17 protein-coding genes, 1 tRNA gene and 1 pseudogene are annotated in these 18,283 nt (G+C 72.9%); 8 read left to right on the top strand and 11 right to left on the bottom strand.

Going from position 1 to position 18,283, the window contains the following annotated elements; genetic code table 11:
• The 5 genes and pseudogenes from tuf to rpsL form a co-directional block, all read right to left on the bottom strand.
• On the bottom strand, window positions 1-999 hold a 999-nt coding region (tuf, locus tag VF202_12985), incomplete at its 3' end, for an elongation factor Tu (GenBank protein ID HEX7041030.1).
• 43 nt (window positions 1,000-1,042) lie between these two features.
• Window positions 1,043-2,851, bottom strand: coding sequence for an elongation factor G (gene fusA / locus VF202_12990; protein ID HEX7041031.1), 1,809 nt, complete (start codon window positions 2,849-2,851; stop codon window positions 1,043-1,045).
• A gap of 65 nt (window positions 2,852-2,916) precedes the next feature.
• Window positions 2,917-3,111: pseudogene (locus tag VF202_12995) on the bottom strand (GTP-binding protein).
• A 30-nt stretch (window positions 3,112-3,141) separates the two neighbouring features.
• Complete coding sequence (gene rpsG, locus VF202_13000) at window positions 3,142-3,612, bottom strand: 30S ribosomal protein S7 (GenBank protein ID HEX7041032.1); 471 nt, start codon at window positions 3,610-3,612, stop codon at window positions 3,142-3,144.
• Window positions 3,613-3,614: 2 nt separating this feature from the next.
• Window positions 3,615-4,013, bottom strand: coding sequence for a 30S ribosomal protein S12 (gene rpsL, locus VF202_13005; protein ID HEX7041033.1), 399 nt, complete (start codon window positions 4,011-4,013; stop codon window positions 3,615-3,617).
• 332 nt (window positions 4,014-4,345) lie between these two features.
• Here rpsL and ligD point away from each other — a divergent pair, with 332 nt between their 5' ends.
• The 3 genes from ligD to VF202_13020 are packed head-to-tail and all read left to right on the top strand — an operon-like array spanning window position 4,346 to window position 6,931.
• On the top strand, window positions 4,346-5,284 hold the full coding sequence (ligD, locus tag VF202_13010; GenBank protein ID HEX7041034.1) for a non-homologous end-joining DNA ligase: 939 nt from the start codon (window positions 4,346-4,348) through the stop codon (window positions 5,282-5,284).
• The gene (locus VF202_13015) at window positions 5,281-6,066 is read left to right on the top strand and encodes a Ku protein (protein HEX7041035.1); all 786 of its coding nucleotides are present in this window, start codon (window positions 5,281-5,283) and stop codon (window positions 6,064-6,066) included. Before ligD ends, VF202_13015 begins: the two co-directional genes overlap by 4 nt.
• A complete protein-coding gene (locus VF202_13020) occupies window positions 6,059-6,931 on the top strand; it encodes a Ku protein (GenBank protein ID HEX7041036.1) in 873 nt (290 codons plus the stop codon). Before VF202_13015 ends, VF202_13020 begins: the two co-directional genes overlap by 8 nt.
• A 75-nt stretch (window positions 6,932-7,006) precedes the next feature.
• On the opposite strand, the gene VF202_13025 is transcribed toward VF202_13020, so the two are convergent.
• Both VF202_13025 and purE read right to left on the bottom strand, forming a co-directional pair.
• Entirely contained in the window at window positions 7,007-8,176 is a 1,170-nt protein-coding gene (locus tag VF202_13025) for a 5-(carboxyamino)imidazole ribonucleotide synthase (protein ID HEX7041037.1), read from the bottom strand.
• Window positions 8,176-9,777: a 5-(carboxyamino)imidazole ribonucleotide mutase gene (gene purE / locus VF202_13030; protein HEX7041038.1), complete on the bottom strand. Its 1,602-nt coding sequence runs from the start codon at window positions 9,775-9,777 to the stop codon at window positions 8,176-8,178. Before purE ends, VF202_13025 begins: the two co-directional genes overlap by 1 nt.
• A gap of 36 nt (window positions 9,778-9,813) precedes the next feature.
• Here purE and VF202_13035 point away from each other — a divergent pair, with 36 nt between their 5' ends.
• Together VF202_13035 and VF202_13040 are read left to right on the top strand one after the other, a co-directional pair.
• The gene (locus VF202_13035) at window positions 9,814-10,098 is read left to right on the top strand and encodes a hypothetical protein (protein ID HEX7041039.1); all 285 of its coding nucleotides are present in this window, start codon (window positions 9,814-9,816) and stop codon (window positions 10,096-10,098) included.
• A gap of 169 nt (window positions 10,099-10,267) precedes the next feature.
• Window positions 10,268-11,323 carry a metalloregulator ArsR/SmtB family transcription factor gene (locus VF202_13040; GenBank protein ID HEX7041040.1) on the top strand — a complete coding sequence of 352 codons (1,056 nt, stop codon included), beginning with the start codon at window positions 10,268-10,270 and terminating at the stop codon, window positions 11,321-11,323.
• Between the two features lie 531 nt (window positions 11,324-11,854).
• Here the strand turns inward: VF202_13040 and aroH are convergent.
• Window positions 11,855-12,241 carry a chorismate mutase gene (aroH, locus tag VF202_13045; GenBank protein ID HEX7041041.1) on the bottom strand — a complete coding sequence of 129 codons (387 nt, stop codon included), beginning with the start codon at window positions 12,239-12,241 and terminating at the stop codon, window positions 11,855-11,857.
• Window positions 12,242-12,307: 66 nt separating this feature from the next.
• Here aroH and VF202_13050 point away from each other — a divergent pair, with 66 nt between their 5' ends.
• Window positions 12,308-13,498, top strand: coding sequence for an acyl-CoA dehydrogenase family protein (locus VF202_13050; protein ID HEX7041042.1), 1,191 nt, complete (start codon window positions 12,308-12,310; stop codon window positions 13,496-13,498).
• A gap of 126 nt (window positions 13,499-13,624) precedes the next feature.
• Here VF202_13050 and dusA read toward each other — a convergent pair whose 3' ends face one another.
• Together dusA and ispH are read right to left on the bottom strand one after the other, a co-directional pair.
• Window positions 13,625-14,677, bottom strand: coding sequence for a tRNA dihydrouridine(20/20a) synthase DusA (dusA, locus tag VF202_13055; protein ID HEX7041043.1), 1,053 nt, complete (start codon window positions 14,675-14,677; stop codon window positions 13,625-13,627).
• Window positions 14,674-15,690 carry a 4-hydroxy-3-methylbut-2-enyl diphosphate reductase gene (gene ispH / locus VF202_13060; protein ID HEX7041044.1) on the bottom strand — a complete coding sequence of 339 codons (1,017 nt, stop codon included), beginning with the start codon at window positions 15,688-15,690 and terminating at the stop codon, window positions 14,674-14,676. Before ispH ends, dusA begins: the two co-directional genes overlap by 4 nt.
• Before the next feature lie 98 nt (window positions 15,691-15,788).
• On the opposite strand from ispH, the gene VF202_13065 reads away from it, so the two are divergent.
• A tRNA-Ile gene (locus tag VF202_13065) sits at window positions 15,789-15,865 on the top strand.
• Window positions 15,866-15,933: 68 nt separating this feature from the next.
• Here VF202_13065 and VF202_13070 read toward each other — a convergent pair.
• The gene (locus tag VF202_13070; GenBank protein ID HEX7041045.1) at window positions 15,934-17,121 is read right to left on the bottom strand and encodes a S1C family serine protease; all 1,188 of its coding nucleotides are present in this window, start codon (window positions 17,119-17,121) and stop codon (window positions 15,934-15,936) included.
• 49 nt (window positions 17,122-17,170) lie between these two features.
• Here VF202_13070 and VF202_13075 point away from each other — a divergent pair, with 49 nt between their 5' ends.
• Complete coding sequence (locus VF202_13075; protein ID HEX7041046.1) at window positions 17,171-18,187, top strand: DHH family phosphoesterase; 1,017 nt, start codon at window positions 17,171-17,173, stop codon at window positions 18,185-18,187.
• The last annotated feature ends 96 nt before the right edge of the window (window positions 18,188-18,283 follow it).

The raw sequence follows: 18,283 nt of genomic DNA on the forward strand, positions 1-18,283 counted from the left end.
CGCCGAATGACGCCCACCCTCCTCCTTCTTCAAGATGTACACAGACCCAGAAAAACCCGTATGCGGCGTGATCGAACCAGGCTTAGCCAGAACCTGACCCCGCTCGATATCATCACGACCCACACCACGCAACAACACACCCACGTTGTCACCAGCCATGCCGCTGTCGAGGGTCTTGCGGTGCATCTCCACACCCGTCACGACCGACTTGGCGGTGTCCGAGAGACCGACGATCTCGACCTCATCACCCGTCTTCACCACACCACGCTCAACCCGACCCGTCGCCACCGTCCCACGACCAGTGATCGTGAACACATCCTCCACCGGCATCAAGAACGGCTTATCCACATCACGCTCAGGCGTCGGGATGTACGAATCAACCGCATCAAGCAACTCCCAGATGCGATCCACCCACTCGTTGCTGCCACGCGCCACCTTCGGATCAGCCGTGAGAGCCTCCAGCGCCTTGAGGGCAGAGCCCTTCACCACCGGGATGTCATCACCAGGGAACTCATAGCTCGACAGCAGCTCCCGCACTTCCATCTCCACCAACTCCAGCAGCTCCTCATCATCAACCATGTCCACCTTGTTCATGAACACCACGATGTAAGGAACCCCCACCTGACGCGCCAACAAGATGTGCTCACGCGTCTGCGGCATGGGACCATCAGCCGCCGACACCACCAAGATCGCCCCGTCCATCTGCGCCGCACCCGTGATCATGTTCTTCACGTAATCAGCGTGACCAGGACAATCCACGTGACTGTAATGCCGCGCCTGCGTCTGATACTCCACATGCGACGTGTTGATCGTGATACCCCGCGCCTTCTCCTCCGGCGCCTTATCGATCTGGTCATACGACTGCGTCGTCGCCGTCGGATCAGCCGTCGCAGCCGTAAACGTGATCGCCGCCGTCAACGTCGTCTTGCCATGATCAACATGACCAATCGTCCCAACATTCACATGCGGCTTCGTACGCTCGAAAACACCCTTAGCCATCTTCAGTAACTCCCTAAACCGTTAGTCGCTCGAGCCGATGCGCTCAGCGCTTGACGAGCTCTTCCTGGATGCTGCGCGGGACCGGCTCGTAGTGGTCCAGCATCATCGTGAACACCGCGCGACCCTGCGTCAGGGAGCGCAGGTCCGTCGCGTAACCGAACATCTCGGCCAGCGGCACGTTCGCCACAACGACCTGGGCGTTGGCCCTGGGTTCCATGCCCTGGATCTGACCGCGGCGCGAGTTGAGGCTGCCGATGACGTCGCCCATGTACTGGTCGGGCGTGACGACCTCGACGCGCATGATCGGCTCGAGGATCGTGGCATCGCCCTTGGCCATGGCCTCGCGGACCGCCATGGACGCGGCGATCTTGAAGGACATCTCGGACGAGTCCACCTCGTGGTAGGAGCCGTCGTAGAGGATGACCTTGAGGTCGACGATCGGGAACCCGAGGAGCGGTCCGGACTGGAGCGCCTCCTGGGTGCCCTTCTGGACGGCGGGGATGAAGTCCTTGGGCACCGTGCCGCCCACGACGGCGTTCTCGAACACGAATCCGCTGCCGCGCGGGAGGGGCTCGGCCTTGATCTTGACGTGGCCGTACTGACCGCGACCGCCCGTCTGCCTGACGAACTTGCCCTCGACGTCGACCGGCTTCATGATTGTCTCGCGGTAGGCGACCTGCGGGGCGCCGACGTTTGCGTTGACGTGGAACTCGCGCTTGAGGCGGTCCACGATGATCTCCAGGTGGAGCTCACCCATGCCCGAGATCTTGGTCTGGCCGGTCTCGGGGTCGGTCTCGACGCGGAAGGTGGGGTCCTCTTCCGATAGCTTGATGAGGCCGTTGCTCAGCTTGTCCTGGTCGGCCTTCGAGGCGGGCTCGATGGCGACCGTGATGACCGGCTCGGGCACCTCGATGGACTCGAGCAGGATGGGGTGATCCGGGTCGGTGAGCGAGTCGCCGGTCGTCGTGTCCTTGAGACCGATGACGGCACCAAGCTCGCCGGCCTCGATGCGCTCGATCTCCTCGCGGTGGTTGGCGTGCATCTTGAGGAGGCGACCGATGCGCTCGCGCTTGCCCTTGCTGGCGTTGTAGACGTACGTGCCTGCGACCAGGGCGCCCGAGTAGACGCGCACGAAGACCAGACGGCCGACGTAAGGGTCGGAGGCGACCTTGAAGGCGAGGGCGGACGTGGGGGCGTCCACGTCGGAGGGACGCTGCGACGGCTCGCCGTCCGGCGTCACGCCCTTGACGGGCGGGACGTCGAGCGGGCTGGGCAGGTAGTAGCTCACCGCGTCGAGGAGCCGCTGGACGCCCTTGTTCTTGAGGGCGGAGCCGCACAGCACCGGGAAGAGCTTGAGAGCCACGGTGGCGCGGCGGATGGCGGCACGCAGGGCGTCGGGTTCGATCTCCTCGCCCTCGAGGTAGAGCATCGCGATGTCGTCGTCGGCGTCGGCGAGGGTCTCCACGAGCTTGGCTCGCTTCTCCTCCGCCAGGGCCTTGAGGTCGTCGGGGATTTCGGTGACATCGATGTCGACGCCGATATCGTCGTTGTAGTAGACGGCCTTCATCTCGACGAGGTCGATGAGGCCCTTGAAGGAGTCCTCGGCGCCGATGGGCCACTGGACTGCAAGTCCTGTCGCGCCCAGCCGCTCCTTGAGGGACTTGAGCACCAGGTCGAAGCTGGCGCCGGTCTTGTCCATCTTGTTCGCGAAGGCGACGCGGGGGACGTGGTACTTGTCCGCCTGCCGCCACACGGTCTCGCTCTGGGGCTCGACGCCCTGGCTGGAGTCGAACACGGCCACGGCGCCGTCGAGGACGCGCATCGAGCGCTCGACCTCCATGGTGAAGTCCACGTGGCCGGGGTGTCGATGATGTTGATGCGCGTGTCGTGCCAGAAGCACTGGGTCACGGCCGAGGTGATCGTGATCCCGCGCTCGCGCTCCTGCTCCATCCAGTCCATCTGGGCGGCGCCCTCGTGGGTCTCGCCGACCTTGTGGATGCGGCCGGTGAAGAACAGGATGCGCTCCGTCAGCGTCGTCTTGCCCGCGTCGATGTGGGCGGCGATGCCGATGTTGCGGGTCTTGCCCAGGTCTGTCTTGGTCGCGATAGTCATGGCTTTCCCGTCGCTACTGGCGGCCGGAGGTCACCAGCGGTAGTGGGCGTAGGCGCGGTTCGCCTCCGCCATCCGCTCGACGTCCTCCTTCTTCTTCACGGCGCCGCCACGGCCGGCGGCGGCGTCGATGAGCTCGCCGGCCACGCGCTCGACCGCCGTCCGCTCGGGACGGGCGTCGCACGCCGCGACGAGCCACCGCAGCGCCAGCGACTGGGCGCGGCGCGGGATGACCTCGACGGGCACCTGGTAGGTGGAGCCGCCGACGCGGCGGCTGCGCACCTCGATGCGCGGGCGGATGTTGTCGAGGGCCTGGCGCACGACCTTGAGCGGCTCCTGGCCCGTCCGCTCCTGGATCAGGCGGCAGGCGCCGTAGAAGATGCGGCTGGCGAGGTTCTTCTTGCCGTCGCGCATCAGCTTGTTGATGAGCGCGGTGACGGTCGTGTCGGAGTAGACGAGGTCGGGCTGGAGCTTGCGGACCTCGGCGCGTCTGCGGCGTCCCACGGTTACCTCGCCCCGTCCTTCGGCTTCTTGGTGCCGTACTTCGAGCGGCCCTTGTTGCGCTGCACGTAGCGGCCGATGCCGACGCCCTGGGCGTCGAGCGCGCCGCGCACGATGTGGTAGCGGACGCCGGGGAGGTCCTTCACGCGTCCGCCGCGGATGAGGACGACCGAGTGCTCCTGGAGGTTGTGCTTCTCGCCGGGGATGTAGGCGGTGACCTCCTGGCCCCCGGAGAGGCGCACGCGGGCGATCTTCCTCAGCGCCGAGTTCGGCTTCTTCGGCGTCTGGGTCTTGACGGCCGTGCACACGCCACGGCGCTGCGGCGAGCCCTTCAGCGCGGGCGTCTTGCTCTTCTTCTCGATCTTCCTGCGCCCCTTGCGCAGCAGCTGGTTAACCGTCGGCAGAACGATCACTCCCTCTTTCTTCCCCACGCAGCCCGCGCGGAGCTCGTCGGCTCGAGGCCTCACGCCTCGCGATCTACGCGTTGCAACCGCCGCTGCGGCGGCCTGATTGCACTCACGACGAACCGTCCCCCGGACCCAGCGCTGCGGGCCAGGGGGCGACCAAACCGAGCAAGTATAGAGGCCCGTCCCTGCTGCACGCAAGCCCCGCGCTACAGAGGGGCGGCGGAGGTGAGGGCCGGGTGCGCCGCTGCTCTCATGCCCGCGGCCTAGCGTGGTTCGTGGCCGCGGCGGCGCGCACGGAGCGCGGCGCGGCCGCGCGGAGGCGAGCGAGGATGAGCGCGGAGCGAAGGGGCGAGGACAGGGAGCTGGCCGGCGTGCGGCTCACCAGCCCCGAGCGCGTCGTCTTCCCGGAGACCGGCGTGACCAAGGGGGAGGTGGCCGAGCACTACGCGTCCGTCGGCGAGGTGCTCCTCGGGCGCGCCGCCGGGCGACCCTTGGCCCTGGTGCGCTGCCCCGACGGCCTGGCCGGCGGGTGCTTCTACCAGAAGCACCCCGGCGAGTCGCTCGACCCCGACCTGCCCCGCGTGGTGATCGAGGAGAAGGAGGGGCCCGACGAGTACGTGTACGTCACGGAGGTCGCCCACCTCGTCGGGCTGGTCCAGGTCGGTGTCGTCGAGCTGCACACCTGGGGCAGCACCGTCGAGCGCCTGGAGGAGCCGGACAGGCTCGTCTTCGACCTCGACCCCTCCCCCGGCGTCCCCTTCGACGTCACCAAGGAGACGGCGCAGCGCCTGCGGCGCCTCCTCGAGCGCCTCGGCCTCACCCCGTTCCTGCGCGCGACGGGCGGCAAGGGGCTGCACGTCGTGGCGCCGCTGGAGCCCGAGTCCGGGTGGGACGACGTCAAGTCGTTCGCCGAGACCGTGGCGGCGACGCTCGCGTCCGCCGACCCGGACAGGCTCACGACCGACCTGCCGAAGGAGAGGCGCGAGGGCAAGGTGTTCGTCGACTACCTCCGCAACGGGCGCGGCGCGACGGCGATCGCCGACTACTCCGTCCGCGCGCGGCCCGGCGCGCCAGTGGCCGTGCCGCTGCGCTGGGACGAGCTGCCCGGGCTCGACGCCTCGTCCGCCTACGACGTGCGGCGCGTGAGGCGCCGGCTGGCGGCGCTGGGCGGGGACCCGTGGCAGGGCTACGAGGACGCGGCGGTGCCCCTGCCGCGGGCGGTCGCCGCCCTCGCCTCCGAGCTGGAGGCCGCGGCGGAGGAGGCGTGAGCGCCAGGGCGCTGTGGCGCGGCGTGGTGCGCTTCGGCACCGCCGCGGTGCCGGTGCGGCTCTACGCCGCCGTCGAGGACAGGCGCCTGTCGTTCCGCCTCCTGCATCGGGAGGACGGCGTGCCGGTGCGCAGCGCGCTGGTGAACCCCCTCACCGACGAGGTCGTCGCCTACCGCGAGGCGGGCCGCGGCTACGTGACCCCGGACGGCGCGATCGTGGCGCTCGAGGCCGCCGAGCTGGAGGCGGTCGAGCCGGAGCCCTCGCGGGACGTCGCGGTCACGCGCTTCGTGCCGGCCGGGGCCATCGAGCACCGCTGGTACCGTCGGCCCTACTTCCTCGGGCCCGACGGCGACGACGAGGCCCACGCCGCGCTGGCGGCGATGCTCGCGCGCACGGGCCGCGAGGGCGTGGCCCACTGGGTGATGCGCGACCGGGTCCACCACGGGTCGCTGCGCCTGCACCGCGGCTACCCCATGCTCGTGACGCTCAGGTCGGCCGCTCAGGTCGCGCCCTTGGGGCGGTTCGAGCCGGGCGAGGCCGGCGACCTGGACGAGCGCCAGCTGGCCCTGGCGCGGCAGCTCATCGAGGCCCTGTCGGCCGACCTCGACCCGGACGCCTACCGCGACGAGCACCGCGAGGCCGTGCTGGACCTCGTCGCCGCCAAGCGCGAGGGCAGGGAGGTCGCGGCGCCGCGTCCACGGGAGCGCCCGGCGACCACGGACCTCACGGCGTCGCTCGAGCGCAGCCTGGCGCGCGCGGGAGGGGCGGGCGGGCGTGCCTGAGGGTCGCCGAAGACGCCCCGGAGCGGGCGCCCCGGGCGGCCAGCCGCCCGCCGACGAGCGCGCCGGCGGTCCCGTGTGGCGGGGCACCCTGGCTTTCGGGCTCGTCGCGCTGCCCGTCGGCCTCTACCCCGGCGCGCGGCGCGTCGGCGCCCCGCTGCGCCTGCTCGCCCCCGACGGCACGCCGCTGAGCCGGCGCTACTACTGCCCGCTCGACGGCCGGTTCCTCGGACCCGAGGAGGTCGTGCGCGGCTACCCCGTGGGCGGCGGCGAGTACGTGACCTTGGAGGACGAGGAGCTCGAGGCGCTCGACCCCGAGAGGTCGCGGGCCATCGACCTTGACGTCTTCGTGCCGGTCGAGCAGGTCGATCCCGCCTACGTGGTCGCCTCGTACGTGCTGGTCCCCGAGCCGCCCGCGGTCACCGCCTACCGGCTGCTGGCGCGCGCGATGGCGGAGGCGGGCCGGGCGGGCATCGCGACCTTCGTGATGCGCGGGCGCTCGTACCTCATGGCGATCGTCTCGCGCGACGGGACCCTGAGGGGCCTCACGCTGCGCTACGCCGAGGAGCTGAGGGAGCCTGCCGAGGTCGGCCTGCCCGAGCTGGGCACCGCCGACGCGCGCACCGTCGAGCGCCTGACGTCCGCGGCCCGGACGCTGTTCGCCGACGACCTCGACCCGGGCGAGCTGGAGGACGCGACGGCGCGCGGCGTGGCCTCGCTCGCGGAGGGCAAGCTCGTGCGCGGCGAGGACGTCCTCGCGCCCCCGCCCGCCGCCGAGCCGGACGAGCTCGACGAGGAGCTGGAGGCGGCCCTCGTGGACGTCATGGAGCTGCTGCGCGAGAGGCTGGGCCGGGCCTACGGGGCCTGAGCGCGAGGGCGGTCGCGGCGCCCTGAGCGCGGTCACGAGCCCGTCTCCGGGACCACGCCGGCGCGGCGGCCCGCGTCAGCGCCTCGCGAGCGCGGCGCGGGCCCTCAGCACCAGCGCCTCGGCCTCGTCCGGGTCGTCGGCCACCGCGGTCAGGTGGCCCATCTTCCGGCCCGGTCGCGCCTCGTCCTTGCCGTAGAGGTGCAGGGTCACGCCGGGCGTGGCGAGGGCCGCGGCGAAGGCCGGCTCGCCGCCCGACCACAGGTCGCCCAGCAGGTTCGCCATCGCCGCCGGGCGCGCCAGGCGCACCTCGCCCAGGGGCAGGCCGCACACGGCCCGCAGCTGCTGCTCGAACTGGCTCGCCGGCGCCGCCTCGATCGTCAGGTGACCCGAGTTGTGCGGGCGCGGGGCGACCTCGTTGACGAGCAGGTCGCCGGAGCGCGAGAGGAAGAACTCGACGCAGCACACGCCCACCAGGTCGAGCCTCTCGGCCACGGTCACGGCCAGCTCGCGGGCGCGCACCGCCGACGCCTCCCCCACCCCGCGCCACTCGCGCCGGCCGCCCGCGAACGGGGCCACCGTCACGTCGAGGACGTGTCGCTCGTGGCGGTTGACGAACGGGGCGTAGGCCCTCGTCTCACCGGTGGCGCCGCGCGCCACGACCACCGACAGCTCGGCGCCGAGGTCGACGAGCTCCTCCACGACCACGGGCCCGGCGTCGGCCAGGGCGGCCGCCGCGTCTCGCGAGGCCGCGTCGGTCACGACCGCCTGGCCCTTGCCGTCGTAGCCGAGGCCGGCGGTCTTGACCACGCAGGGCGTGCCGACCTCCGCCACGGCGTCCGCGAGCTCGGCGGCGCCGGCGGCAGTCGCGTGGCGCGGGACCGGCAGCCCGGCGGCGGCGAGGAAGGCCTTCTCGCGCCCGCGGTGCTGCGTGACGTGCAGCACGGCCGGCGAGGGCCTCACCGTGCCCACGGCGGTCGCCTCCGCCAGGGCCGCGGAGGAGACGTTCTCGAACTCGAAGGTCACCACGTCGACGCGCCTAGCGAAGTCCCTGAGGGCGGCGGGGTCGTCGAGCGGCGCCCGCACGTGGAGGTCGGCGAGAGCGGCGGCCGGCGGGCGCTCCTCGGGCGCCAGCACGGCGAAGCCGTAGCCCATGCGCCGGCAGGCGGCGCCCAGCATCAGCCCGAGCTGGCCGCCGCCGACGACCCCGACGGTGGCGCCGGGCGGGATCGCGCCGCTCCTGCCCATCAGGGCTCGAAGGTGGGGGTAGGCAGCACGGTGGACGCCGCCGCGTCCGTCTGCTCGCGGCGGAAGGCCACGAGCCGCTCGCGCAGCTCGGGTCGGGTCAGGGCGAGCACCGCCACGGCGAGGAGCGCGGCGTTCTCCGCGCCGGCCTCCCCTATCGCCAGCGTGCCCACCGGCACGCCGCGCGGCATCTGGACTATCGAGAGCAGCGAGTCGAGGCCAGACAGCGCCGAGCTCCGCACGGGGACGCCGAACACCGGCAGGTGGGTGTGGGCGGCGATCATCCCCGGCAGGTGCGCCGCCCCGCCGGCCCCCGCGACGATCACCTGGTAGCCGGCGTCGGCGGCGCCGCGGGCGAAGTCGGCGAGGCGCTCCGGCGTGCGGTGCGCCGACACGACCGAGCAGCTGTGGGGCACCCCGAACGAGGTCAGCACCTCGTCGGCGCGCTTCATCGTCTCCCAGTCGCTGGCGCTGCCCATCACGACGGCCACCAGCGGGCGGTCGCCGCCGCCCGCCGGCGCCTCACCGCGACCCGAGACCTCGCGCGCGACCGACGCGGGGTCCGGCGCGCGCGGGCCTGCGCCGACCTCGCCGCGCGCGCTGGCCCGTCGCAGCCTGTCGCTCACGGCCAGCCAGGCCTCCCCGGGCGGCGGGGCCTCGACGAGGACCTCCTGCAGCCGGAGGGCGTCGAGGTGCCTCACGGCGGCGAAGAGCTCGCGGGCGAAGCCGGCGGCGTCCGGCGGCAGCACCAGCCAGCGCGCGTCGGGCGGCGGCTCCTCGCCCGTCGCGGCGAACCTCGCGTAGGGGACGGGCGCGTGCGGCTCGCGCCGAGCGATGACGCCGCGCGCCCCCACCAGCTCGCGCTCGAGGTCGTCGGCGGCGACGGTCCGCAGGGGCGTCGCGGGCGCGTAGTGGCGCGCCAGCGTGCCGGGCGCCCGCGGGCCCTCCGCGGACGCCGCGGCCACGGGCAGGACCTCCCCGACGCTCTCCAGGGGCAGCGCGCCGGGGCGCAGCAGGCGCGCCTCTGGCCCGCTGAGGTCGAGGATCGTCGACTCGAGCCCGTGCTCCGTGGGCCCGCCGTCGATCACCAGGACGTCCTCGTCCTCGAGCTCGTCCAGGACGTGATCGGCGCGGGTGGGGCTGACGCGCCCGAAGCGGTTCGCCGACGGGGCCACGAGCGCCGCGCCGTAGGCCGCCAGCAGGTCGAGCGCCACGGGGTGCGACGGCACGCGCAGCGCCACGGTGTCCTGGCCGCCGGTCACGGCGCGGTCGACCGACGGCAGCGCGTGCAGCACCAGGGTGAGCGGTCCGGGCCAGAAGCGGCGCGCCAGCTCCTCCACCAGCTCGGGCGCGACGCCGCGCTCCTCCTGCGCCGCCCGGTCGGCCCACGACCACAGGTCGTCGGCGCCGGGCAGGTGCACGATCAGCGGGTGGTCGCGCGGTCTGCCCTTGGCCGCGAACACGCGCGCCACGGCCGCGGGGTCAGCGGCGGCGGCGCCGAGCCCGTAGACGGTCTCGGTCGGGAAGGCGACGAGGCCGCCCTCGCGCAGCCGGGCGGCGGCCGCGGCGATGCCGCTCGTGTCGGCGTCTACCAGGCGTGCCATGGACGAAGCGGAGCATAGCAGCGCTACACTGCTCTCATGTTCGGGCTGTTCCGGCGCCAGGACCCGCGTTTCCGCGACGACGGGAACTTCCTCCTCTGCCAGGTGCGGACCGACGCCCACGGCGAGGTGATCAAGGTCCGCCTCTCGAAGACCTCGGAGATGAGCGTCACGGGCGGCGGCTACTTCGTCCGCAAGTCGCTCATCGGGCCGCAGACGCTCGACAACGCCACGCTCGAGGTCACCATGAACCGGTCGCACAAGGTCATCTCCGCGGCGGTCGACGGCGGGGAGCTGCTGCGCGCCAGCGAGTGGGTGGACTGACGACGGCGCCGGTCGTCCCGCCCGAGGGGCGCCGGACGCGCTCCCCCGCCGGCGCGCCGCGCCGCGCCGCGGACGCCGCCGGCGGCACGCGGCGGGCGCCCCCGTTGGCTCGCGCGCGAGGGACCGCACCCTCGGTCGCGCCTGAGGCTGCTATCATCGGTCCGTGCCAATGAACGAGGAAGGCATCCTCTCGTTCTCGGCCCCGCTCGTGGGCCGGCGGAGGCTCGTCGTCACGCCCGCTCCGGTGCTGGAGCTGGCGTACGCCTACTACTTCCTCATGCGCCGCTTCGGCGAGGGGCGCGACGACGACCTGCCGTGGGTGAGGCAGCTCAGGGAGAACCCGCCGGCCAGCATCGACATCCTGAAGCGGGCCTGGGGCGACGAGGAGCTGCGCTCCGTCGGCACCGAGCTGCTGCTCCTGGCCTGCAGCCTCGGCTACGCGCTCGATGGCACGCCGCAGCGCTTCCTCGCCGACTTCCCCGGCCTGGCCGAGCGCGCGCTGGAGGGCCTGCGTCAGCTCGTGGAGGAGAGCGAGGAGCTGGCGGACGAGGAGCGCGACGCCAAGTACGAGGAGGTCGCGGCGCGCCTCAGGCTGCTCGGCCAGCCGCGCGTCTCGGCGACGATGCAGAGCGCCCTCTCGGCGCTGTGGTCGTACCTGGAGCCCACCTACGAGCGCGAGGGACGCGCGGTCAGCGATGCCGCCGCCCGGGAGCTCGAGGCCGAGGTCGCCGCCACGGGCGACCTGCTATCGGCGCTGCCCGAACACCACTTCGTCCGCTTCGAGGGCGCCGCCGAGTCGTTCCGCAGGGCGCAGGACCAGGGCGGCAGGTTCGTCGTCGTCCCCCTCTACTTCGCCTCGCAGGGCGGCTTCCACCTCGACTTCGGCGGCGTCGACTACGTCGGCTACGGCGTGCATGCCGAGAGCCTCTTCGCCAAGCAGCAGTCGGAGCTGGCCGACCTGGCCGGGAAGCTCAAGGCGTTCAGCGACCCGACGCGCCTGCTGCTGATGGTGCTCATCGGGCGCCTCTCGCAGTTCCCGCTCACCGTCGGCGACCTCGCGAAGCAGGTCGGGGTCAGCCAGCCCACGACGAGCGGCCACCTCAGGCTGCTCAAGGAGATGGGCCTCGTCGACGTGGTGAAGAAGGGCAACCGCTCCTACTACAGCCTCGTCGAACCGGCCGTGAAGGACGTGATCGCGGCCCTGCAGCGCTCGCTCGTCGGCTGACGGTCCCCTCCCGCGGCCAGCGCGCCGCTCGGTCCGATGGCCTTCCCGGCTCGCGGTCTGCGGCGCGTCCGAGGGCCGTCCCGCCGGCACCGGGCCCCGCCGACCTATATCGGCGTCTCCCTATTGACACGAGGGGACCGTCCGCCTATAGTCCTCCATAGGAGGTGGCCTATGTTCTACACGGTCGCGCAGCTCAGGCAGCTGGTGAAGGACCGGATCGACAGCAACGCGCGCAGCGCCCGTCTGGCGCGGGCCTCACAGGCCGGCAGGCGCGTCGGCGACGCCCGTTGAGCTAGGTCACCCCTGCTTCCAGGAGGCGCGCTCGCACCATCCTCCAGCAGTCGGTGCGGGCGCGTTGACGTGTCAGCGCCCAGCAGCTTCATAGCCGAACGCCGAACGGATCGGTCCTCTTCGGGGCGCGAAAGCCGCCGCGCGGCCGTCGTCGGCGCGCTCGCCAGGGGGCGGGCGGCCGTGGCCGGAGGGCTCGACCGACGGCGGGCGGCGCCGGCGAGCGCCCGCTCCGCCTGACGGTCACTGCGCGCTGGTGAGGTCGGGGCGCAGCGAGCGGGCCTCGCGCAGGTAGACGTGCACCATCTCACGCTGCGAGCGACGCGTGTGCACCTGCATCATCACCCTGATGCAGCGCGGCAGTCGGCCCGGGACGGGGATCTCCTGGTTGCACAGCAGCGGCACCATGTCCATGCCCAGCTCGCGGGCGGCCTCGGCGGGGAACGTCGAGACGAGGTCGGGCGTGGTCGTGAAGAAGATCGCCGCGATGCGGTCGTAGTCGGTCACGCCGTTCGCCTCGAGCATCGCCCCGAGGAGCTCGCGGGTGGCCGCGAGGATGAGGTCGGGGCGGTCCTCCGCCACGGTGATGGCGCCCCGCACCCCGCGCACCCAGTAGGGCCCGTCGTCCATGGCGCGGAGTCTACCAGCAGCCCCTGGGCGCCCCCGGGAGGGCTCCGCTACGTCGATACTGGACCCATGACGCGAGACGCGGCCGCTGCGCCAGAGTGGTTCGACCTCACCGACGACCAACGCGCCCTGCTCGGCCCCCTGCGGGAGGTGCTGAAGGGAGAGGTCGCGCCCGGAGCCGCCGCGAGGGACGCCGCCGGCGAGTTCCCGCACGACCTGGTCAGGCGGCTGGGCGAGCTCGGGCTCTTCGGCCTGCAGGTCCCGGAGCGCCTAGGCGGGGCCGGGCTGGACACGGTGACGGCCGCGCTCGTCATCGAGGAGGTCGCGTCCGTAGACGGCTCGCTGGCCCTCACCGTCGCCTCCCACAACTCCCTCTGCCTCGGGCACCTCCTGCGCGCCGGCGACGAGCGGCAGCTCGAGCGCTGGGTGCCGCCACTCGCCGCGGGGGAGCGGCTGGGCGCGTGGTGCCTGACCGAGCCCGGGGCCGGCTCCGACGCCGCCGCGATCGCCACCCGCGCGCGCCCGGAGGGCGACCACTGGGTCGTCGACGGCAGCAAGGTCTTCATCACGCAGGGCACCGTCGGCTCCACGTACGTCCTCATGGCCCGCACGACCGACCCGGCCGCGGGCCGCGAGCGGTCCCACGGCATCAGCGCCTTCGTCGCCGACGGCGCGACAGCGGGCCTCGTGCGCGGCAAGCCGGAGAAGAAGCTCGGGCTCACCAGCTCCGACACCACGCCCCTCGCGTTCGAGGGCATGAGGTTGCCAGCCGACGCCCTGCTGGGACGCGAGGGCGAGGCGTTCGCCGACGTCTCGTACGTGCTCACCGGCGGGCGCATCGGCATCGGCGCCATGGCCGTCGGTCTCGGGCGCGCCGCCCTCGAGACGGCCCTCGCCTACGCGGCGGAGCGGCGCCAGTTCGGCAGGCCCATCGCCCGCCACCAGGCGATCGCCTTCAAGCTCGCCGAGATGGCCATGGAGCTGGAGGCCGCGCGCCTGCTCGTGCGCAAGGCGGCCGCCCTGCGCGACGCGGGACGAGAGCACACCGCCGCGGCGGCGATGGCCAAGCTGAAGGGCAGCACCGCCGGCGTGGCGGCCTGCGACGCCGCGATCCAGGTCCTCGGCGGCTACGGCTACACTAAGGAGTACCCGGTGGAGCGCTACTGGCGCGACGCCCGCCTCACCCGCATCGGCGAGGGCACCGACGAGATCCAGCACCTGATCATCGCCAGGGACCTGCTGCGCTCGGTGGGAGCCTGAGGACCCGCGGCGCCACCGACTGCCCCGCTCGGTAGAGGCGTGAGGGACCTCCCGGCGGGGACGCATGACGACCGGGTCACCGCCGCGGTGGACGCCCGCGAGCCGGCTGGGCGGACGCGCGGTCCCTCAGGCGGCCGCGCGCTCGCCCGGGGGCGCCGCGCCGAGCGGGGCGTCGAGCACCTCGTCGGGCACCGCGCGCAGGGCGTCAGTGAGCAGCTCCGGACCGGCGCCGGGGCGGTGGGCGCCCTCGCTGAGGGCGCGGCGCCACGCGCGTCCGCCCGGAGCCCCCTTGAACAGGTTCAGCATGTGCCTCGTGACGGCGTGGAGCGGCGTGCCAGCCGCGACCTCGGCGGCGGCGTGGTCGGCCATGGACGCGACGACGCCCCGCAGCGTGACGGTACGACCGGAGCCCGTGAGGGCCGGGTCGACGTCGGCGAGCAGCGCCGGGCGCTCGTAGAACGCCCGACCGATCATCACGCCGTCGACCCACCGCAGGTGCTCCATCGCCGCGGCGACGTGCGGCACGCCACCGTTGAGCTCGACCGGGAGCTCGGGGCGCTCGCGCTTCAGGCGGTAGACGTCCTCGTAGCGCAGCGGCGGCACCGTCCTGTTCTCCCGCGGCGACAGGCCGCTCAGCCAGGCCTTGCGCGCGTGGACCGTGTACGCGACGGGCGCGCCGCCGGAGGACGCCTCCACGACGTCGACGAAGCGCAGGAGGTCCTCGTAGGCGTCGGCGTCGTCGATGCCGATGCGGTGCTTGACGCTGACGGGCAGCCCCGCCTCGGCCAGCGCGGCCAGGCACTCGCCCACAAGCTCCGGCTCGGCCATCAGGCAGGCGCCGAAGCGGCCGCTCCTCACGCGGTCGGAGGGGCAGCCGACGTTGAGGTTCAGCTCGGCGTAGCCGAACTCGGCCCCCGCCGCGGCGGCGGCGCGCAGCTCGTCGGGGTCCGACCCGCCGAGCTGCAGCACGACGGCGCCCTCCTCCGGCGAACGCCCTAGGAGCCGCTCCCTGTCGCCGTGCAGCACGGCCTTGGCCGTGACCATCTCGGTGTAGAGCAGGACCTGGCGCGAGAGCAGCCTGGCCAGGCGCCTGAAGTGCCTGTCGGTGAGCGCCATCATCGGCGCGACCGAGAGGCGCGGCCGCACCCCGCGCCAGCCCGTTGCGGCGCGCCCTGTCAAGCGGGCGCCTCCACGCGCCTCGGCTTGCGGAACGCGATGTCCTCCCACTCCCCCTCCTCGACGACCTCGAGGGACGGGTTGCGGTCCCTGAAGAACGCCACGACCTCCTGCACGAGGTCGTCCGGCGTGCTCGCCGCCGAGGTGACGCCCACCCGGCGCACGCCGGCCAGCCAGCCCTCCTCGATGTCGGCGACCGACTCGATCCGCCGCGCGTTGCCGGTCATGCCCTCGGCGAGCTCGACGAGCCTCATGCCGTTCGACGACGCGGCGCTCGTCACCACGAGGAACAGGTCGACGCGCGGCGCGATGCGGCGCACGGCGTCCTGCCTGTTCTTGGTGGCGAAGCAGAGGTCGTCGGAGGGCGGCACGACCAGGTTGGGGAAGCGGCTCTTGAGGACCTCGATGGTCCTCATCGTGTCGTCGACCGAGAGCGTCGTCTGCGTCAGCACGACGACGCGGTCGGGGTCGGGCACCTCGACCGTGTGGGGGTCGGCGAGGCCGGGGTCGTGGTTGCGGTTGCCCACCACGGCCACGACCGTCGTGTGCTCCGGCGCCTCGCCCCGCGTGCCGATGACCTCCTGGTGAGTCGTCGAGTCGCCGACGAGGAGGACGTGGTAGCCGCGCTCGGCGTAGCGCTTGGCCTCGTTGTGGACCTTCGTGACCAGCGGGCAGGTGGCGTCGACGGTCGCCAGCCTCAGCTCGGCGGCCCGCCTCCTGACCGCGGGGCTCACGCCGTGGGCGCTGAAGACGACCGTGTGGCCGACCGTCCTCCCCGCCGCGGCCGCGGCGCGCCGGGCCTCCTCGAGGTCGTCCAGGTCCTCGACGAACGTGACCCCGTGGCGCTCCTCCAGCCGGGAGACGACGGTCTTGTTGTGCACGATGTCGTGGTAGACGGCGATGCCGCCCTCGCCGCGCGCCGCGGACTCGGCCGCCTGCTCCTCGACGGCCCTGATCGCCATGACGACGCCGGCGCAGAACCCGCGCGGCTTGGCGAGGTAGAGGCGCTCGACCATCCCGGCGATGATACCGGGGCCCGCCCGCGCCGGGCGTCCGCGCGCTTGTCCCAGCGAGACCGCGCGTGGTACTCTCGGGGACGCTGCCTGATGGGAGCGGGCGATTAGCTCAGCAGGTTAGAGCGCGTCGCTGATAACGACGAGGTCGGTGGTTCGAGTCCACCATCGCCCACCACGAGAACGGCGCGCCCGGGTCCGGGCGCGCCCTCTGCTTCGGCGCCACCCTCCGGCGGCGCGCGGCGCCTAGTCGGCCCCGTTGCCCACGAAGACGTCGGTGCGCGCGCCCAGCGTCAGCTCGACGCGGAACGTGGCGTTCCCGCGCTGCACGGTCACGACCACCGTCTGGCCGATCTCCTTCTGCCTGATCTCGGCGACGAGGTCCTGGTAGGTGGGCGTCGGTCTGCCGTCGATCGCCACCACGACGTCGGCCTGCGGCACGATGCGCACGCCGCTCTCGCTCACCAGGGTCTCCTCCGAGCGGCTGCGCAGCCCGGCGCGCTCGGCGGGGCTGCCGGGCATCACCTGGCGGACGATGACGCCGGGACGCGCGCCCAGGTAGTGCGCCGACCTGGCCGGGTCGTAGTCGTTCTCGACGGTGAAGCCGATCACCGGCACGTCGCGCCGGCCGCCCGCCAGGACGGTGGTGAACAGCTCGTCGCCGGCGACGAGCGGGACGGCGTAGCTGGCGTAGGCGCTGGGGAGGCGCGCGCCGCGCAGGTAGGGCGGCACCCAGTCCTGCGAGGTCATCGCCGACGGGTTGAAGCTGATGTAGCTGACGACCCCGACGACCTCGCCCTTCTCGTTGACCACCGGACCGCCGGAGTCGCCCGGCGCCAGGGAGTTCGTCAGCTCGATCGTGCCGCTGGCGAAGTCGGCCCGGCCCGCCTGGACGCCGAGACGCGTGACACGTCCGGCGCGCGCCGCCAGGAAGTCGCCGCGGCTGTTGCCGATGGCCACCACCTGGTCGCCGACCTCAGGGCGCCTGGCGGCGGGCGTCAGGTACGGCACGGCGTGGTCGACGTCGGCGCGCAGCGCCGCCACGTCCATGTAGACGTCGAAGCCGACGAGGTCGAGCGTGTACTCGGCGCCGGCCGCCGTGACGGCCACCAGGCGCGTGGGACAGGGCTGCGTGCTGCTCTGCTCGACGACGTGGAAGGCCGTGAAGACCATGCCGTCCGCGGTGACGAAGAAGCCGGTGCCGACGCCGAGCGTCTGGCCGGCCCGCGAGCCCGTGCACCGCGCCTCGATGCGCACTGTCGCGTCCCTGGCGAGCAGGTAGGCCTCCTCGAGCTGCCCCTCGGGCTGCTCGACGGGAGGCGGCCCCTGCACGTGCATCAGCCGCGGCTCCTCCCGCCGCAGCTCGGTGGCCAGCACCGCCGCTAGCGCCAGCGTGAAGAACAGCAGCCACGTGAAGGGCCGGGGTCCCGACACGACGCCAATATAAGCGGCCTACGGACGGGCCACGAGTATCATTGGCCGCATGCCGCCGCTCCCCGACAACGCCCCCGACCCCGCGTACCGCGAGAAGCTCCGCGAGGCGGCGCGCGTCGCGCGCTCCTGGAGCGGCCCCGTCGTCGTCCTCACCCACGTGGACCCGGACGGCGACGCCGTCGGCAGCAGCCTGGCGCTCGGGCGCGCCCTGAGGACGCTGGGCAAGGACGTCACCGTCGCCACGACCCCTCCCAGGTACCTGCGCTTCCTCGCCGACGAGGGAGAGCTCGTCGACGAGGTGCCGAGGCTGCCGCAGGGCGCGCTGCTGTTCGTCCTCGACGTGGCCGACAGGTCGCGCGTGGCCGGCGGACCCGCCGAGGGCGCGGCGTTCACGGTGAACATCGATCACCACGGCACCAACGACCGCTTCGGCGACATCGCCGTGGTGCAGCCGAGCAAGGCCGCCACGGCGCTGCTGGTGAAGGAGCTGATCGACGAGCTCGGCGTGGCTTGGACCCCCGCGATCGCCACGCCCTGCCTCACCGGCATCATCACGGACACCGGGAACTTCCGCTTCGCCAACACGAACCGCGAGGTGCTCGAGGCGGCGGGCGAGCTGCTCGACCACGGCGTCGAGTACGTCTGGCTCACCGACAGGCTCCAGTGGCGCCACCCCGACTACTTCAAGACCCTGGGGCGCGTCATGGAGACCGTCGAGTTCGACCTCGGCGGCAGGCTCGTCACCGCCCGCTACACGGCGGACATGAAGCCCGTCTCCGGCGCGGAGGAGGACGACTCCGACGACTTCGTCGGCATCATCCGCTACGCCGAAGGCGTCCTCGTCGCCGCCCTGCTGAAGGAGCGCGGGCCCGACGTGAAGATCAGCGTGCGCACTCGTGACGGCGTCTCGGCGCAGGCGATCTGCGTGGAGCTGGGCGGCGGCGGGCACGTGGCGGCCGCCGGCGCCACGCTGCCGGGCGTCGACCTCGACGAGGCCGAACGCCGGCTCGTGGCGGCCGCGCGGCGGGAGCTGGAGCGCCAGGGCCAGCTGCCCGTGACGGCCTAAGGACGGTCGAAGCGCCGGGCGGCTCGAGCACTCCCGCGGCTCGGCGCCAAGCCTCACGCGGACGGCCGCGGCCCGGCGCCGCGGCGGACCGCCCCT

Source organism: Trueperaceae bacterium (genome assembly GCA_036381035.1).
In the GTDB taxonomy this organism is placed as follows: domain Bacteria; phylum Deinococcota; class Deinococci; order Deinococcales; family Trueperaceae; genus DASRWD01.